The sequence below is a fragment of the Actinomycetota bacterium genome, assembly GCA_040755895.1.
GTDB lineage: Bacteria > Actinomycetota > Aquicultoria > Subteraquimicrobiales > Subteraquimicrobiaceae > Subteraquimicrobium.
Genome location: JBFMAG010000039.1, coordinates 1 through 15653, shown reverse-complemented (window position 1 = coordinate 15653; position 15653 = coordinate 1). Strand labels below are relative to the sequence as shown.

The 15653-nt window shown below is 47.6% G+C and carries 20 protein-coding genes; 2 read left to right on the top strand and 18 right to left on the bottom strand.

Annotated features, from left to right (window positions below):
• Positions 1-217, top strand: a 217-nt coding sequence (locus AB1466_01820; protein MEW6188839.1) for a type II secretion system F family protein, incomplete at its 5' end; no start/stop codon positions are given.
• A 77-nt stretch (positions 218-294) separates the two neighbouring features.
• Positions 295-1206, top strand: a complete 912-nt coding sequence (locus AB1466_01815) for a DUF4388 domain-containing protein (protein ID MEW6188838.1) — start codon at positions 295-297, stop codon at positions 1204-1206.
• Positions 1207-1266: 60 nt separating this feature from the next.
• Here AB1466_01815 and AB1466_01810 read toward each other — a convergent pair whose 3' ends face one another.
• The 18 genes from AB1466_01810 to AB1466_01725 form a co-directional block, all read right to left on the bottom strand.
• Entirely contained in the window at positions 1267-1770 is a 504-nt protein-coding gene (locus AB1466_01810; protein MEW6188837.1) for an ImmA/IrrE family metallo-endopeptidase, read from the bottom strand.
• 18 nt (positions 1771-1788) lie between these two features.
• Entirely contained in the window at positions 1789-2142 is a 354-nt protein-coding gene (locus AB1466_01805) for a helix-turn-helix transcriptional regulator (GenBank protein MEW6188836.1), read from the bottom strand.
• A 180-nt stretch (positions 2143-2322) separates the two neighbouring features.
• Positions 2323-3129 carry a uroporphyrinogen-III synthase gene (locus tag AB1466_01800; protein ID MEW6188835.1) on the bottom strand — a complete coding sequence of 269 codons (807 nt, stop codon included), beginning with the start codon at positions 3127-3129 and terminating at the stop codon, positions 2323-2325.
• 100 nt (positions 3130-3229) lie between these two features.
• On the bottom strand, positions 3230-4171 hold the full coding sequence (hemC, locus tag AB1466_01795; protein MEW6188834.1) for a hydroxymethylbilane synthase: 942 nt from the start codon (positions 4169-4171) through the stop codon (positions 3230-3232).
• Complete coding sequence (gene hemA, locus AB1466_01790; GenBank protein ID MEW6188833.1) at positions 4164-5498, bottom strand: glutamyl-tRNA reductase; 1335 nt, start codon at positions 5496-5498, stop codon at positions 4164-4166. Before hemA ends, hemC begins: the two co-directional genes overlap by 8 nt.
• A 96-nt stretch (positions 5499-5594) precedes the next feature.
• Positions 5595-6416 (bottom strand): cytochrome c biogenesis protein CcsA, encoded by an 822-nt coding sequence (gene ccsA / locus AB1466_01785; protein MEW6188832.1) that lies wholly within the window; start codon positions 6414-6416, stop codon positions 5595-5597.
• Positions 6417-6443: 27 nt separating this feature from the next.
• Complete coding sequence (locus AB1466_01780) at positions 6444-6578, bottom strand: CcmD family protein (GenBank protein ID MEW6188831.1); 135 nt, start codon at positions 6576-6578, stop codon at positions 6444-6446.
• A gap of 6 nt (positions 6579-6584) precedes the next feature.
• A complete protein-coding gene (ccsA, locus tag AB1466_01775; GenBank protein MEW6188830.1) occupies positions 6585-7256 on the bottom strand; it encodes a cytochrome c biogenesis protein CcsA in 672 nt (223 codons plus the stop codon).
• A 2-nt stretch (positions 7257-7258) separates the two neighbouring features.
• Positions 7259-7939: a heme exporter protein CcmB gene (locus AB1466_01770; GenBank protein MEW6188829.1), complete on the bottom strand. Its 681-nt coding sequence runs from the start codon at positions 7937-7939 to the stop codon at positions 7259-7261.
• A complete protein-coding gene (locus tag AB1466_01765) occupies positions 7936-8652 on the bottom strand; it encodes an ABC transporter ATP-binding protein (protein MEW6188828.1) in 717 nt (238 codons plus the stop codon). The genes AB1466_01770 and AB1466_01765 overlap by 4 nt, the downstream gene beginning before the upstream one ends.
• A 79-nt stretch (positions 8653-8731) precedes the next feature.
• Complete coding sequence (locus tag AB1466_01760; protein MEW6188827.1) at positions 8732-10660, bottom strand: cytochrome c-type biogenesis CcmF C-terminal domain-containing protein; 1929 nt, start codon at positions 10658-10660, stop codon at positions 8732-8734.
• Positions 10661-10672: 12 nt separating this feature from the next.
• Positions 10673-11050 carry a cytochrome c maturation protein CcmE gene (locus tag AB1466_01755; protein ID MEW6188826.1) on the bottom strand — a complete coding sequence of 126 codons (378 nt, stop codon included), beginning with the start codon at positions 11048-11050 and terminating at the stop codon, positions 10673-10675.
• A 73-nt stretch (positions 11051-11123) separates the two neighbouring features.
• Positions 11124-11621, bottom strand: coding sequence for a molybdopterin adenylyltransferase (gene mog, locus AB1466_01750; protein ID MEW6188825.1), 498 nt, complete (start codon positions 11619-11621; stop codon positions 11124-11126).
• Position 11622: 1 nt separating this feature from the next.
• On the bottom strand, positions 11623-12096 hold the full coding sequence (locus AB1466_01745; GenBank protein ID MEW6188824.1) for an MOSC domain-containing protein: 474 nt from the start codon (positions 12094-12096) through the stop codon (positions 11623-11625).
• Positions 12093-12578, bottom strand: a complete 486-nt coding sequence (gene moaC, locus AB1466_01740) for a cyclic pyranopterin monophosphate synthase MoaC (protein ID MEW6188823.1) — start codon at positions 12576-12578, stop codon at positions 12093-12095. The genes AB1466_01745 and moaC overlap by 4 nt, the downstream gene beginning before the upstream one ends.
• Positions 12579-12582: 4 nt before the next feature.
• A complete protein-coding gene (gene moaA, locus AB1466_01735) occupies positions 12583-13560 on the bottom strand; it encodes a GTP 3',8-cyclase MoaA (GenBank protein ID MEW6188822.1) in 978 nt (325 codons plus the stop codon).
• 89 nt (positions 13561-13649) lie between these two features.
• A complete protein-coding gene (glp, locus tag AB1466_01730; GenBank protein ID MEW6188821.1) occupies positions 13650-14876 on the bottom strand; it encodes a gephyrin-like molybdotransferase Glp in 1227 nt (408 codons plus the stop codon).
• Positions 14877-14958: 82 nt separating this feature from the next.
• On the bottom strand, positions 14959-15653 hold a 695-nt coding region (locus tag AB1466_01725), incomplete at its 5' end, for an ABC transporter ATP-binding protein (protein ID MEW6188820.1).

Below are 15653 nucleotides of genomic sequence, written 5' to 3'. Positions count from 1 at the left end.
CCAAGCGGATGTCTTTGGCATCAGCATCACCAAGGTTCTCCGTGTGCAAGCACAGGAGATGAGGATAAAGCGGAGACAGAAGGCCGAGGAAATTGCGATGAAAACCCCGGTGAAAATGGTATTCCCCTTGGTATTCTGCATCTTTCCGGCACTAATGGTGGTCATTTTGGGTCCGGCGGCCATAAAGATATATACGGCGATCATTCAAAACCTATAGTACTTGTTTGCTGGTTCTGCTTATAGCCAAGTAGCTAACGGCTAACTAACCAACAACGATGGAGGGTGGTGATTTAAATGCCTTTGCAGGGAAATTTAAACGAGTTCAGTCTTTCACAGATCTTTCAGCTGATAAGCCTGGCCGGAAAAACGGGAAGCCTCACGGTGAGTTCTAAAGGTGCTGAAGGTAAAATTTACTTCAGAGAGGGACGAGTCTTTTTCGCCATAACCCCTCAAAATCGGATTCCCCTGGGCACGCGGTTGATAGATGCGGGGCTAATATCCCAGGATGATTTGAAAGAAGCTCTTTTATGTCAACAAGAGCAACCCGAGAAGCGCCTTGGGGAAATCTTGATCTCCAGGGGGATGAAGAAAGACGTGCTCGAGCAATTCATAAAAGAACAAATAGAAGACGCCCTCTTTGAAATCTTCGATTGGAAAGAGGGTTCCTACTATTTCGAAACCGAGAATATCCCCGAAGAGGAAGATATCGGGATATACATGAGCGTCGAGGACATCTTAGCCGAAGCCACCAAGCGTCAGGAAGAGTGGAAAAAGATAAAGGAGGTACTTCCCTCCCTTGATACAATGGTACAAATGTCCGAAGCTCCCGGTAAATCGAATGAGGACATTATCATAAAGCCCCAAGAATGGAAAGTCCTGTACCTACTGGATAAGAAGAGGAGTGTCAAAGATTTAAAGGATAAATCTCATTTGACGTCCCTTTCACTCTGCAGAATTCTGGTCAGAATGCTCTCAAATGGACTGCTCGAAATCGTGGCTCCTAAGGCGAAGGAGCAAGCGATGGAATCTTCGGGGGCAAATAAAGCCAAAAGGTATCAATCCACCGAGCCAATAACCGGCAAATACATTAAAAATTATAGAGAGGAGTCTCGACAAAATATGCCTCTCGAGTGGGCAAGCTACTACGCTAGACTGAACGAGATCGCCCATCAATTGATGGTCAAACGCGATGGCGAAAAGAATTAAAGGTGTATTATTAACAAGGTGGGTTAACGCCATGGTCGGGGTGAAGTGCTCTAGTCCAGGTTACTTTTTGACGCAAGACCAGGCATAGTTCTCGGCGGGGATGAGCCTTAATTCCTGCAACTTCCTGAGCATGGCAATTTCGCTCACCCCGAAGAGATGAGCCAAAAATTTATAATCGTTACCCCAGTTACGAGCCTCCCTTATGACCATGAAAGAAGGCATACAAAGCTCAGCGGCGAAAATATCGGCTTCACGGTGAAAATAATCTCTCTTGCTATTCTTCATTGAACAGATTTCCCCACCGTGAAGTTGATGATGGGCAATCTCGTGAGCGATGGTGAAATTTTTACGACTTTGGGGCATTAATTTATTGAGAACAATGTAATAATCGCCTTTAATGTTCAGAAGAGCTCCAAAGAACCAAGTAGGAAGGGATAACTCTATTATTTCTATGCCCAGAGAGCATGCGACGTTGTATAGGTCCACGGGTGGATTCCTAAAACCAAATTTCTTCACCAAATCTTCCGCTCGCTGCCTCAAATACCAATGGGCATAGATAATCAATGGTGATCACCTTTCCATCTATTCCTTCCCCTCCGCTCTTCTCTTCGCCTTTATTATCTCGATTACGTGAAGAAGGAGCTCTCTTTCCTCCTCTGAATATTTGGGATCGGACATGAGCATGGCTTCAATGTCGTAACTTTGGGGAGGCTGGGGTGTGAAAGTCTCACCAAGCAGGAAGGAGACTGGTACACCGTAAAAATCCGCGAGTCTTTTTAAACGGGAAGCGCAGATCCTTCTCCTGCCACTTTCGTACATCGCCAGGATCGACTCTTTGAACTCGCCTCCGGTCAATTTCTCCACATCTTTGCGGCTTAATCTTTTGCTCTCTCGAACATTCCTCAAGCGAAGACCGATTTCACTGTCGTAGTACATTTGAGGCTCCTCACTATTTGTACAGTTTCTTCTATATCTTTATCGGCAAATGTTTCTTTGAACTTTAAATTTTTTAGCATACTTTACAAATAGTAAGACTCTCCTCACCGTGAGATAAGAGGTATCCGCTTACGTATCCTGCTGGCACGTCAAACCGCAAGCAAAAAATGGAGAGGCGAGTTACGAGTTACAAGTGAATTTTTTAAGTATCGCTTTTATCAACCCTTCAATTGTGTATTCTTCGGCTATTACATCGACCTTTAGACCGAGGTCCTGGGCAGTACTCGCGGTGATCGGTCCAATGCAAGCCACCATCACCTTTTGGAGAATCCTTTTAAGGTCGATGCCTTCAAGAAGGCGAACAAAATTTTTGACCGTGGAAGAGCTGGTAAAAGTGATGATATCAATTTCACCTCGAGATAGTATCTCTTTAACTCCACTTACGGGGGAGTCATCAATGACCGTTCGGTACGCCGTTACCACATCCACGCTTGCCCCCAGCTCCCTTAGTTCTTGGGGGAGGATTTCCCGTGCCTTTTCGGCTCGGGGAATGAGGATGTTGGTCCCCTCCACCTCTCTCTTCTTGAACCCTTCTATGATCGATTCGGCACGATATTCTCGGGGGATATAATCGGTGGTGAGACCCCATCTCTTTAGCTCCCGACCAGTTGCTGGACCGATGGCGGCGATTTTTATCCCTTTAAGTTCCCGTAAATCTTTCCCCTTGTGATAGAGTCTCTCCATAAAAAAGGACACTCCATTAACGCTGGTGAAGATGATCCAGTGGTATTGCTGAAGGTTATCGATCTTTAAGTCCAGGGTCTTGAAATCCTCCGGTGGCAAAATTTTGATGGTGGGAAATTCTATGACCTCCGCCCCCAACCTCTCCAATGCCTGGACAAGAGCACTGGCTTGAGCCTTGGACCTGGTGACCAGAACTCTCTTTCTAAAAAGGGGTCTATCCTCGAGATATACCTTCCCCACCACGTAGCATCCTCGCTTCCCAGCAAAACTTTTGTGTTTTTCCCAAGTTGCAAAAGATAACCGTTGCTTCCAATGTATTATTAACAGGAATTAACAAGATGGGTTAACACTTCCCACTTAGGTAGCGGATTTCTTTCAAAATTTGATCTGCCCCTCGCTCAAGCAATCTTGCGGCTAAAAGAATCCCAAGATCTTGGGACCGAGAGGGATCTCCAATGATACTATCCCTAACCAACCTAGTGCCATCCAAGCTGGCAACGAGGGCGGTGAGCCTTAATTCATCATTCTGCACTTCCCCTAGAGCGGCGATGGGAACCTGGCAACCCCCTCCCAGTCTCCTCATCAGTGCCCTCTCGGCCGAAATGGAAATCCAAGTTTCAGGGTGATTGAGCTGCCTTGCAAGCTCAATCATCTCATGATCATCGATTCTCGCCTCGATGCCAATGGCTCCTTGCCCCACCGCGGAAAGACAAATCTCCGTGGGAATCCTTTCGCTCACCCTCTCTGACCAACCCATGCGATCGATACCGGCTGCGGCCACGATTATCGCGTCGAACTGACCAGATTCCAGTTTCTTAAGTCTGGTATCGAGATTGCCTCTGATGTCCACGAGCTTAAGATCCGGTCTGAAATGGAGAAGTTGAGCTTTACGCCTGAGACTGCTGGTACCGATCATCGCCTCCCTGGGTAAATCCCGTAAGGGTATGTTGTCTCGGGAGATGAGTACATCTCGGGGATCATCACGCTGAAGTATGGCTGCGATGGTGAGTCCTGAGGGGATATCCGTGGGAACATCCTTCATGGAGTGGACGGCTAAATCTATCTCGCCACGCTCAAGGGCAAGTTCAATCTCTTTGACGAAAAGACCCTTTCCCCCTATCTTTGCCAAAGGTGAATCCAGAATTTTATCTCCTCTGGTCTTTATCCTTTTAATACAAATTTCACAAGGTACAAGGTCTTTAAGATTTTGAGCAACAAAATTTGTTTGCAAAAGCGCCAGTTGGCTTCCTCTGCTACCGATGACAATTTTTGAACGCTTACCCATGTAATCCTTTCCGCCCTTCGTCCTTCGTCCTTCGCCCTTCGTCTTTCGTCCTTTCCTTCTCCATTGCCTCGAGGTCGAAAAGATGACGAAGGGATTCTATATACAGATATCCATCTTTGCGCCGAGAGCACTCCTTGATGCGGACGATGGGTTCGTGGAGAAGCTTATTAATGATCACTCCGGTGAGTGCATTGATTATATTTTTTTCCCTCTCGGATAGCTCTCCCAACCTATTCAAAGCCTTCTCCGTCTCCGCCTCTCTTATCGCTTCAGCCTTCTTTCTCAAAGCGGTTATGGTTGGAACGACCTCAAGGGAACTGAGCCAGGCCATGAATTCTTCAACTTCCCGATCGACGATCGACTCAGCCTTCTTTGCCTCCCTGGCTCGCTCGACTAAATTGGCGTCGACCACGGATTGGAGATCATCTATGTCGAAGAGAAATGCATTGTAAATCTTATTGACTTCGGGGTCGATATCCCTAGGGACGGCTATATCGATCAAGAAGATGGGTTTAAATCTCCTTTTGCGCATCACCTCAGCCACGGTTTCCCTCTTAACGATGTAATGAGGAGCCCCGGTGGAACTTATCACTATATCCGTGTCCACCATGTAATCGGGAAACTCATTGAATTTTACTGCCTTTCCATGAAATCGATCTGCTAATTCTACCGCTCGCTCATAGGTGCGGTTGGAAACGAGTACGGATGTCACCCCATTGGCCACGAGGTGCTTCGCCGTAAGCTCACTCATCTCACCAGCGCCTATTATCATCACGGTGCGACCAGCCAAATCCTCAAAGACTTTTTTAGCCAATTCCACGGCCACATAACTCACGGAAACAGCACTCTCCCCGATTCCGGTCTCCGTTCGCACTCTTTTGCCAACCTTAAAAGCGTGTCTGAAGAGCCTATTGAAAATGACGCTGGTGGCGTGGGCTTCGAAAGCGTGAGCGTATGCCTCTTTGACCTGACCCAAGATTTGGGCTTCTCCCACAACCATGGAATCTAAGCTGGTAACAACCTCAAAGAGGTGGTGGATGGCATCAATTGAGTGACGAAAGTACAAATGGTCACGAAATTTTTTGGAATCTAAATTGTGGTACCGACTCAGGAATTTTATCAGATCCTTTTTTCCTTTATCGGGGTCGTCGGAGACCGCATAGATCTCCGTTCGATTGCAGGTGGAGAGGATTACGCCTTCACTGATGTGATCGTATTCCAGCAGGTAATGGAGGGATTCCTCCAGTTTGGATCCCGGAAATGTCAATTTTTCCCTGATCTCCACTGGAGCAGTCTTGTGAGAGAGTCCCATCACGATGATATACATCGCTTGATCCGCTCCTTAAGTATCGCCAAATCAAATGCCTTTTATAATTTTACCCCGCTTGCCGAGCTTGAGCCAGCACCGGTGGCTCTAACCGCTCTAACCTCTAAACCCATGAAGGTAACTCACGTAAGGAACTATGGCAAACCTTATGGACATCACGCATAAAAATCCAATGATGGCTAATACAGCCGCTCTCTTGCCCATCCAGCCCGCTGTGGCTCTGAGTAACAGATAAAAAGCATAAATCGACCAAGAAACCGCGGAGGCGACAACGATGGGATCCCAAATTGTACCCCACACCTGACGAGCCTGGATTGCCCCAGTAGCCACGCAAAGGGTGAAGAAGAGAAAACCAGCGAGTACAGCTCGATAGCCCACATCATCCAAAACTTCTAAAGAGGGGAGACGCCGAAATAGAATGTTCGGTCTTCTCCCCTTCATCTGCCATTCCTGCAAAAGATAGAGCAGTCCGCACCCGGCGGCAACGGTGAAGGCAGCCGAAGCAATGAAAATAAGCATGAAATGAACATCCACCAAGGAACTTCGCAATATTGAAAGGCGAGGTCCGGGAGGTTGATAATGGCCCCAGGCTTTGAGCAAAAACACGCAATTGATGGCGGTGATGAAGATTCCCAAAACCTTGGACTTAGAGAAATATTCCACAAAAAGATAGGCCATGATCACGAGCCAGGCCACGGCGGAGAGGGACTCGTAAGCAGTTGCCCCGGGCAGATGACCCGAGACCAATCCTCGAAAAATCAAAGATACCGTGTGCACCACCCATCCACCGATGGTCATTCCAGTGGCCAGACTACCGGCTATATGCCTCCTAGAGGCGAAGAAGTTGGCATACATCGCAAAAGCCAGCACGTATATGGCGAGAGCAAGCCAAAAAAGAAAAACGCTGATCCTCTCCATCCCAACCTCCTTTGAGGACTGTCCCCGCTACTTCTTTTTCTCAGCAACCTCCCGAAGGAGTTTCAACTCCCTGGAGAGATGGGCTAATCTTCTTTCGATGGTTAAGACGTAAAGGAAAAGGACGATCCAAACGGCAAAATAGGCTGCGATCAAATAGCGCATTTCCCATCAACCCCCAAGCTCACTTTTAATGTCCTCGATTTCATCCTTTATCCTCTCCAAACGATACCTCTGCTGCAAGAGACAGAAATAAAATATGGTGAAAGCGACCAGGCACACGATCAACGCGCTGATCATGGGAGGTTCTAGCTCGATGCCCGTGGGCTTGATGACCACGGGGTGGATCGTTCGCCACCATCTAATGGACATGAAGGATATGGGGACGCTGATGAAAGCGGCGAACCCATATACGGCTGCGAATCTCGCCCGACGCATTTCATCCTCAACCGATCTTCTGAGCAGCAAATATCCTGCGTAAAGCAACCACATGATGAGTGAAGTGGTCAGGCGAGGTTCCCAAGTCCACCAAACTCCCCAAATGGGTTTGGCCCAGATGGGACCGGTGATGAGGACTAAAGTATCTATGACCAATCCGACCTCAGCGGAGCTCATGGCTATGGTATCCCAACTTTTCTCCCTCTTCCAAAGGAATAGGATGCTGCAAAGGAAGACAACGAAGAAAGCAAGATAAGGGATCCAAGCCGTGGATACGTGGAAATAGAATATCTTCTGAATGATGCCCATTTTCCTCTCAATGGGTGCATAAATGAAAACCATATAAATCGCCAAAACCATGGCAATGAAGGTGACTCCAGAGAGAATCTGAGCTTTCCTTTCCATGTTCACTCCTCTAAAACATATTCAAAGGTCAAGAATCCCACCAGCAAAAAAATGATATCATAAATGACCAGCATTCTCAGCCAGATGAGAATATCACCCGAGAACTTTGAAGCGGTCATGATTAAACCGGTTGATTTCACGGCGGCTATAAGGATTGGAATAATCACCGGGAAAAAGAGTATGGGCAACATGAGATCCCTTGCCTTGGTATTGATAGAAATCGCTGAAAGCAAGGTGCCCACGGAGGTGATCCCCACATTGCTCAAGATTATCAGGAGAATCAGTAGCCAAAGGGTAGATAAGGGAATCATTTTTATGAAGAATACAAAGAATATGGGAAGAGCCAATATTTGAACGACGAAAATAAATATCAGGCTGGAGACGACCTTACCGAAGTAAATCACGGCTCTATCCGTGGGGCAAAGCATCAAACCATCCAGGCATCCCTCATCCTTCTCGTGGACGAAGATTCGGTTAAGCCCCAGCACAGCGGCGAATAGAAAGGCTGCCCACAAAATGCCCGCCGCGATCTCCACTCCCTCAAAAACCTCTCCAAAAGCGAAGTGAAAGATGACCATGGTTAGGATGACGAAGACGAGCATGGAATTGAGCATCTCTTTCGTTCTAATCTCTGCAGCGATATCCTTTCTGACGATGATCAGGATCTGTCGAATATAGTTCACTCGTGGCTCACATACCCGGTGTAGATTTCCCTTAAATTTGCGATGTCAAGAGCACCTTTCTCCCCCTGAAAAACTACCCTTCCTTCACTCAAGATAAGAATTGAGGTGGCGTGCTTCAGACCCTTTTCCAAATTATGAGTGGCCATTATGAAAGTACGATCTTCCCTCTTCAAATCCTCCAGGAGGTCATCGAGAATCTCGGTGGCATGAGGATCGAGACCGCTGTGGGGCTCATCGAGAAGGAGGATGGACGGATCGTGGAGCAAGACCCTGGCGATGGAAAGTCTCTGTTGCATTCCTCTGGAGAACGTTCGAACGATATCGAATTTACGATGCCCCAACTCGACCTTCTCCAAAAGTTGAGAAATCCTCGCCTCCAAATCCTTGATGCCAAACATCCTACCGTAGAAAAGCAAATTTTCGTAGGCGGTTAAATCACCATAAAGGAGTGGATTGTGCGAAATTAAACCCATTCTTTCCCGAATGGCTATCGAATCCCTCCGAAGATCAAAACCATCTATGCTCGCCGAACCCGATGAGGGTAAAACAAGAGTCGCCAAAATTTTGATCAGCGTCGTCTTTCCCGCTCCATTTGGACCGACAATCGTCAAAAATTCGCCCTTCTCCAATTCGAAGTTTATGTCCTGTAATACCTTCCTCCGACCGAAAATTTTTGAAAGACCTTCAACCCTTATTAGCGGCGAATCCTGCATTTCTCTCTCCCAGAATTAAAAGGTATATTATTACCTCCCTTGAATGCCAAAGTGTAAACCAAACTCGTCAATAGTCCAACTAAGGTTTTTGACCAGGCCAGAAGGCGAGGGCTGACCCTAAGAAAAGAAGAATACATCCGTTCCAGAGCCAGCATATCAAGGGATTTATTTTTATATGCAGAAGGACCGAATGATCCCTCCCGATCTTCTCCAAGGCCACAAAGATATCTCTTAAGCAGGTGCTTCTGATGCTCACCTCTGCGATTGAAGATTCTTCGATGTAGTGATAGACGATTCGAGGAGTGAGGATGCCCTTTCTCCTCCCACCTTCGTACAGGGTCAGTCGCACCCCCACGGTCTCCTTCTCCATTCCCCTTTCAAATGCCATCTCCTCGTATCTCAATTCTATGTCTCTCACCTTGAAGGTCTCATTTTTTGCCAGCGATGCTTTGGTGTCTATGTTATAAAAGGTTGTTCCGATGAGCCCCACGACCATTATAACGATGGCCAGATGGACGATTAATCCCCCATATCGAGCCCTATTGCTGGAAATGAGATACCAAAGGGATGCCAGAAGCCCTTTCTTCGTTTGCCTTCGCCGAGCCCTGACCTCTCGAATGAAGGTTTGTATAACCCCCACCGCTGCAAAGGTGCATATGAAAAAGGCGACACTCCCTTTCAAACACCTGTCCCATAACAGATAGGTGGTTATGGCAGCGATAACACCTAGGACAATGGGATAAAAAATATCTCTCTTGACCTTGGAAAAGGATGTCTGACGCCACCCCAATATGGGGCAAATGCCTATCAGGAGTAGGTAAATGAGCCCAAAGGGTATTGCCAATCTCCTGTAAAATTCGGGACCCAAGGAGATTTGCTCTCCAATGACCAGCGATGAAAAGATGGGAAACATGGTGCCGATCAAAACCACAAGCGTGCAGAAGACCATGGCCAGATTATTGAGGTGAAAACCATATTCCCTGGAGAGAAGACTGACCTCCCCTTCACCTTTGAAATCTTTATATGTGTAAATGAGTAAGCCAAAGGATATCAGGAGAGCAAGGATCATAAACCCCAGGAAATAGGGACCAACGGGGGATACGCCGAAGGCATGCACGGATGAGATGATTCCACTGCGCGTAAGGAAGGTGGCCAAGATGCAAAGCAAAAATGTAGTGATGGTAAGTGCGATCATCCATACCTTCAAAATCCTTCGTTTTCGATATGCAACGCAGGAATGGAGCAGTGCGGTACCGGTAAACCAGGGAAATAGGGATGCATTCTCAACGGGGTCCCAAGCCCAGTAACCTCCCCAACCGAGTACCTCGTAGGCCCAAAGGCCGCCCAAAAATATTCCAACGCCCAAAAACATCCAGGCGAAAAGGGTCCATCCCCTACATCTCTCAAGCCAATCGATACCCCGTTCTCTAGTTAGCAAAGCCGCCATTGCCATGGCAAAAGGTAATGTGAAAGCGGCAAAACCCATGAAGAGGGTGGGTGGGTGAAAAACCATCACCGAATGCTGGAGAAGAGGATTCAAGCCTCGTCCCTCATGCATGAAGAAGGGAGCCTCCTTAAAAGGGCTCACGGGAACGGCCAACAAAAAAATGAAGAAGGCCTGTACCAATAGCAAAATGGATAATGCATAGAAGTCAAAAACGTTTCTTTTGCCCCAGACCATGAATATTAGGGTGAAAAGGGATATGAGCCAGAGCCAGAGGAGCAGAGAACCCTCCTGGCCAGCCCAGAAAGCAGCGATCGTGTAGGACAAGGGAAGGAATGTACTCGTGTGATTGGCGACATAGGCGATGGAGAAATCCCTCTTCACCAAAGCGACCAAGAGCGCAAGGGAGGCTACGGTTATGAAAACGAAAGTAAAAATAGCAACAGTTCGTCCAGCTTCAACATATTTTTTACGCCTTATTTTGATCCCATATAAAAGAATACAAACCGCTAAAATGGAGACCAAAAGTGAAAGCCAGATTGCAATCTTTCCCAGTATGGCCATCTTTTCCCCTAATCATTTAGCGATGTACTTGGAGGGACACCTGGCAAGAAGATTCTTCGCCCTTATCCCGACACCTCGTTCATAAATTCCTTCGGCGATGACCTCAGCATCCTCCTTGAAGGTGGAGGGTAAAATACCTTTATAAAGAACGAGAATTTCTTCCTTCCCATCGGATATCTTGAATCTATAGCCACCTTCTTTCTCCTCGAAGGAGCCCTTCACAACTTTACCGATGACCCTGACCGGTTTGCCATACAAGGACTCGTCCATCTTTACCTCACTAACCGTCCTGTAGTACAAAAAAGAACCTCCCACCGTGGAATAAACCAGGTAGCCCAGAAGTATGAGGACGATGACAACAGTTATGAGTATACGGGTTCTTCTCTCCATATGCTCCTCCTCGGTCGGCAAATAACAGCTTAATTCTACCAAAATTTTCAATCAAGAGACAAACAAATTCAACCTATTTGGTGAGAGCACACTCTCCCCCTCTTCCCCGAAGGATTTCTATTCCATGGGGAAGAGCGGGCAAAATGACCTCCAGACATTCCTTGACTGCCTTTGGACTCCCTGGAAGATTGATGATTAAAGTTTGCTTCCTTATTCCACTGACCGCCCTGGATAGCATGGCATGAGGAGTGACTTTCAAACTTTCCTGACGCATGGCTTCAGCAAACCCTGGAACTTCCCTTTCGATGACGGCTTTTGTGGCCTCGGGTGTTACATCCCGAGGGGAAAGTCCCGTACCGCCAGTGGTGAGTACGAGATCTGCATCGATGTCATCCGCCAAATACCTCAATCTTTGTGAAATAATATCGAATTCATCGGGGACTATCTCTTGATGGACGATTTCCGCTCCCAAAGATGTCATTTTCTCGACAATCACTTTTCCGCTTAAATCCTCGCGCTCTCCTCGAAAACCCTTATCGCTCACGGTTAGAATGGCAACCTTTATGCTCATTTCAGCCCTCTCCCGATATAATGGATTTGAAAATCCTTATTTCATCTCCGATTTTTATTTCGCCGCCCTTGAGTGCCCTTGCGAATATCCCCTCCTTGGGCATGATGCACTCCTTCACACGGTAATAGATAGCGCATTTGGTGTGACATGTTTTCCCGTGTTGAGTAACCTCCAAGATTATGCCATCCCCGATCTCCAAGCGAGTTCCCACGGGAAGCGATAAAAGATCGACACCCCGTGTGGTTATATTCTCGGCAAAATCGCCGGGACCGACATCGAATCCGAGCTTTTGCATCCTCTTTATGCTCTCTTCGGCGAGCAGACTCACCTGGCGATGCCATCCGCCTGCATGAGCATCGTCTTTCAGCCCATGATCCACTAGGACTTGACACCGCCCAATGGGTTTCTTCCGTACACCTTTTTCCCAGCTTATATTCACGGACACCACTTCGCCAGCGGATTTTTTGCCCCTCATACTACTTCTCCCTCTCTAAGGAAGGTGCCCGATTTACCACCCGTTTTCTTCACCAGCCTTATATCCGTTAGTGTGATTGCTCTGTCAACGGCTTTGCACATATCGTAAATGGTCAGTGCAGCGGCGAAAACGGCGACGAGGGCTTCCATCTCCACGCCGGTTCTATCGCGAGTCTTGACCACAGCTTCGATCTCCACGGTAGAATACTCATCATTCATGGAAAAGTTGATATCCACCGCGGTAATTTGAAGGGGATGACACATGGGAATGAGTTCCGACGTTCTCTTGGCAGCCATGATCCCGGCCACCTGGGCCACGGCTAGAACATCGCCCTTCTTTATACCCCCTGTTTTGATCAACTTCAAAGTCTCCGGGGACATCTTAACCCGTCCCCTGGCTATAGCCTCCCGGACGGTGGGCTCCTTTTCACCTACATCGACCATCCTGGCTCTCCCATGCTCATCAAAATGAGTGAACTCCATGGTTTCATCCTCCAATCTGAGACATTCTACGCTCTAGACTCGCCCTTCGGATTGACATCCTATCCTTGGGCTTGTTAATAAGAGCTTCTCTTATTAACTCCATTATCCTTTGCTCGGAAGCTCCCTGGCGAAGAACTTTCTTCACATCTATCTCCTCCTCCGAGAAGAGACAGGTTCTCAATTTACCATCAGCGGTCAAGCGAAGGCGATTGCACTTGGAACAAAAATGACCGCTCATGGGACTGATGAAACCTATGGTTCCCCGAGCTCCTTTAAATGTATAGTATCTGGCGGGACCCGCCCCCAAGGGAGAAGACACCTCCTCCAATCCGCCTAAATCCTTGAGTTTTTCCATCATTTCCGCACAGGATACGAATCTATCCTCATAACTTAGTTCCTGGTTAAAGGGCATATATTCGATGAATCTTACATGAACCGGATACTCGAAGATGAGCTCAGCGAATTTTTTAAGATCTTCATTTAGACCTCGCAAAACGACCACATTAATCTTTACCGGATCCAGTCCCACTTCGAGAGCGGCACTCATCCCTTCCAAGGCTTTCCTGACATCGCCTCCCCGAGTGAGACGACGATAGGCCTCCGGTTCCAAAGAATCCAGGCTGATATTGATGCGCTTTAGCCCCGCATTGACAAGAGCCTTAGCATAACCTTTAAGCAGGATGCCATTGGTAGTCAAGGACATGTCCTTGAGATCCGAAATTTGAGAGAGACGGTGCACCAAGTCTACGACACCTCTGCGCACAAGGGGTTCTCCACCGGTGAGTCTTATCTTGGAAATGCCCACCTTTACCGCACACTTGGCAAAAAGTTCAATTTCTTCGTAGGTGAGAATTTCACTGTGGGGTTTTGGCTTAATTCCTTCCTTGGGCATACAGTAAATGCACCGCAAGTTACATCTATCGGTTATTGATACCCTCAAATAATCTATTTTTCGCTTATAAGAATCGATTAAATCAGGCATATGACCCCCCATTTTTAATCCGCCCTCGTCGCCGGAAAATGATCACTACGCCAACATTTTTAAATGAGCTACGAGGGTCGAGCGACGAGTTAGTGACCTTCCGGCATATCTATCAGATGAACCTTCACCCTTTCTCCGGCCTTCATTAAAGGCGCATCCTTCGGGATTAAAGCTAAACCGTTTGCCAGGGACATGGTCTTCAAAATCCCGGATCCTTGAGGACCAGCGCTGGTGGCATAGTACTCGCCATTCTTGCGCTCCACACGAACCCTTACATAGTGCATCCTTCCGGGTTTCTTTTTGATATCGTGAGTTAGAATGGCCTCAACCTCGGGACGAAAGAGTTTTGTTCTGCCCCTCATCTTAAGGATAGCGGGACGTACATACTCCTCGAAGCAAATCATCGAAGCTCCCGGATTTCCCGGCAATCCAAAGACTGGCTTACCTTTAAACATCCAAAAAGCTAGAGGCATGCCCGGTCTTTGAGCTACCTTCCAGAACTTGAGTTCCGCACCAAAATCCTCGAGTACATCCTTGACTATATCGTGCTCCCCTACGGATACACCGGCAGTTGTTACGATCACATCACAATGAAGAGCTTCTCTCAGTTTGGTGCCAATGCTCTCCACGGTATCCCTGGCAATACCCAACCTCACGGGTCTGGCTCCACAGGCAATCACCTGAGCAGCCGTGGAGTAACTGTTGCTATCCCTTATCTTGCCCATGGGAAGTGGCTCGTCTATCTCCACCAGCTCATCTCCAGTGCACAAAATGGCCACACTTGGGCGGGGCACGACTCTTACTCTACTTCTACCCAAAGAGGCCAGAATTCCAATCTGGGGAGGACCGATCACCGTATCCGATCTTATGACCGTTTCTCCTTTTCTTATATCCTCTCCGGCGAGGCGAATATCTTGACCCTCTTTGACCTCTTGTAGAATATATACCCACTCCCCGGAAGTTTGAGTATCCTCCACTCTAATTACCGCGTCTGCTCCTTTGGGTATGGGTGCTCCGGTCATGACCTTCACTGCAACGCCAGAGGTTACAACCACATCGGTTACCCTCCCCGCCGGCTGATCGTCGACGATCTTAAGTCTCACGGGATTTTCCCTTGAGGCTCCTTTGGCATCACTGGTTTTAACGGCAAAACCATCCATTGCTGAGTTATCAAAAGGTGGGATATCCATATCCGATACCACATCTTCGGCAAGGACGGAACCCAAGCTATCCAGGATATCCACTTCACATGCGGGAAGTGTTTTAACCTCATTTAAAACAATGGCCCTCGCCTCTTCCGGACTTATCAATTCCATTACCCCCTTTTAAACCCGTTGTTCGTTGCTCGTCTTAAACCCACAGAAATTTAAAATGCATTTTGATTTTTAAATTTTTAATTTATTTCCTTATCACATGCACCGCTGTTGCCTTGAAACTAGCTACAACGGTTCGACCTTCCTCCAAATTCAACTCCTCCGCAGATTGCTTGGTCACGAAGGAGACCAAGGGAAATCCGCAATCCAAACGCACTTTGACGATGGCTCCTTGGGGTATAACCTTTTTTACAACGCTCAAGAATCTGTTTCTGGCGCTTGAAATCAACTCTCGACCTTCGCTTCTCGCTTCTCGTTTCTCGTTTCTCGTCCCTTGAAGAGTCACCTCCTCCGGTCGAATACATAGAAGGACTTTTTCACCCACCGAAGAGTCGCAAAGGACTTCTACTTCCCCTCCAGTAACCTCAACATCGGCTAGACCATTTCTTTGAGAAACAACTGTTCCCGAAAGGATGGTCTCAACCCCAACGAAATTTGCAACCCTTTCATTCACGGGATAATTGAAAATTTCCTCGGGCGTACCAATCTGGAGAATCTCACCTTTATCCATAACCGCCATTCGGTCGGCGAGCATTAGAGCCTCCGTTCGATCGTGGGTTACATAAACTGTGGTCAATTTCATCTCCCTTATGACCCTCTCCAAATCCTCGCGGAGTGCTTCCTTGGTGGGAGGATCAAGAGAGGCGAAGGGCTCATCCAGGAAGAGAACTTGAGGCTCAAAAACTAAAGCTCGAGCAAGGGATACTCTCTGCGCTTCTC

What these genes read in the sequence shown, in the direction of transcription:
- AB1466_01780 (MEW6188831.1), bottom strand. Translation starts at nt 6,578, where the DNA reads ATGCGCTATTTGATCGCAGCCTATTTTGCCGTTTGGATCGTCCTTTTC.
- ccsA (MEW6188830.1), bottom strand. Translation starts at nt 7,256, where the DNA reads ATGGAAAGGAAAGCTCAGATTCTCTCTGGAGTCACCTTCATTGCCATG.
- AB1466_01765 (MEW6188828.1), bottom strand. Translation starts at nt 8,652, where the DNA reads ATGCAGGATTCGCCGCTAATAAGGGTTGAAGGTCTTTCAAAAATTTTC.
- ccsA (MEW6188832.1), bottom strand. Translation starts at nt 6,416, where the DNA reads ATGGAGAGGATCAGCGTTTTTCTTTTTTGGCTTGCTCTCGCCATATAC.
- AB1466_01745 (MEW6188824.1), bottom strand. Translation starts at nt 12,096, where the DNA reads ATGAGGGGCAAAAAATCCGCTGGCGAAGTGGTGTCCGTGAATATAAGC.
- AB1466_01755 (MEW6188826.1), bottom strand. Translation starts at nt 11,050, where the DNA reads ATGGAGAGAAGAACCCGTATACTCATAACTGTTGTCATCGTCCTCATA.
- hemC (MEW6188834.1), bottom strand. Translation starts at nt 4,171, where the DNA reads ATGGGTAAGCGTTCAAAAATTGTCATCGGTAGCAGAGGAAGCCAACTG.
- moaC (MEW6188823.1), bottom strand. Translation starts at nt 12,578, where the DNA reads ATGGAGTTCACTCATTTTGATGAGCATGGGAGAGCCAGGATGGTCGAT.
- AB1466_01805 (MEW6188836.1), bottom strand. Translation starts at nt 2,142, where the DNA reads ATGTACTACGACAGTGAAATCGGTCTTCGCTTGAGGAATGTTCGAGAG.
- moaA (MEW6188822.1), bottom strand. Translation starts at nt 13,560, where the DNA reads ATGCCTGATTTAATCGATTCTTATAAGCGAAAAATAGATTATTTGAGG.
- glp (MEW6188821.1), bottom strand. Translation starts at nt 14,876, where the DNA reads ATGGAATTGATAAGTCCGGAAGAGGCGAGGGCCATTGTTTTAAATGAG.
- mog (MEW6188825.1), bottom strand. Translation starts at nt 11,621, where the DNA reads ATGAGCATAAAGGTTGCCATTCTAACCGTGAGCGATAAGGGTTTTCGA.
- AB1466_01760 (MEW6188827.1), bottom strand. Translation starts at nt 10,660, where the DNA reads ATGGCCATACTGGGAAAGATTGCAATCTGGCTTTCACTTTTGGTCTCC.
- hemA (MEW6188833.1), bottom strand. Translation starts at nt 5,498, where the DNA reads ATGTATATCATCGTGATGGGACTCTCTCACAAGACTGCTCCAGTGGAG.
- AB1466_01815 (MEW6188838.1), top strand. Translation starts at nt 295, where the DNA reads ATGCCTTTGCAGGGAAATTTAAACGAGTTCAGTCTTTCACAGATCTTT.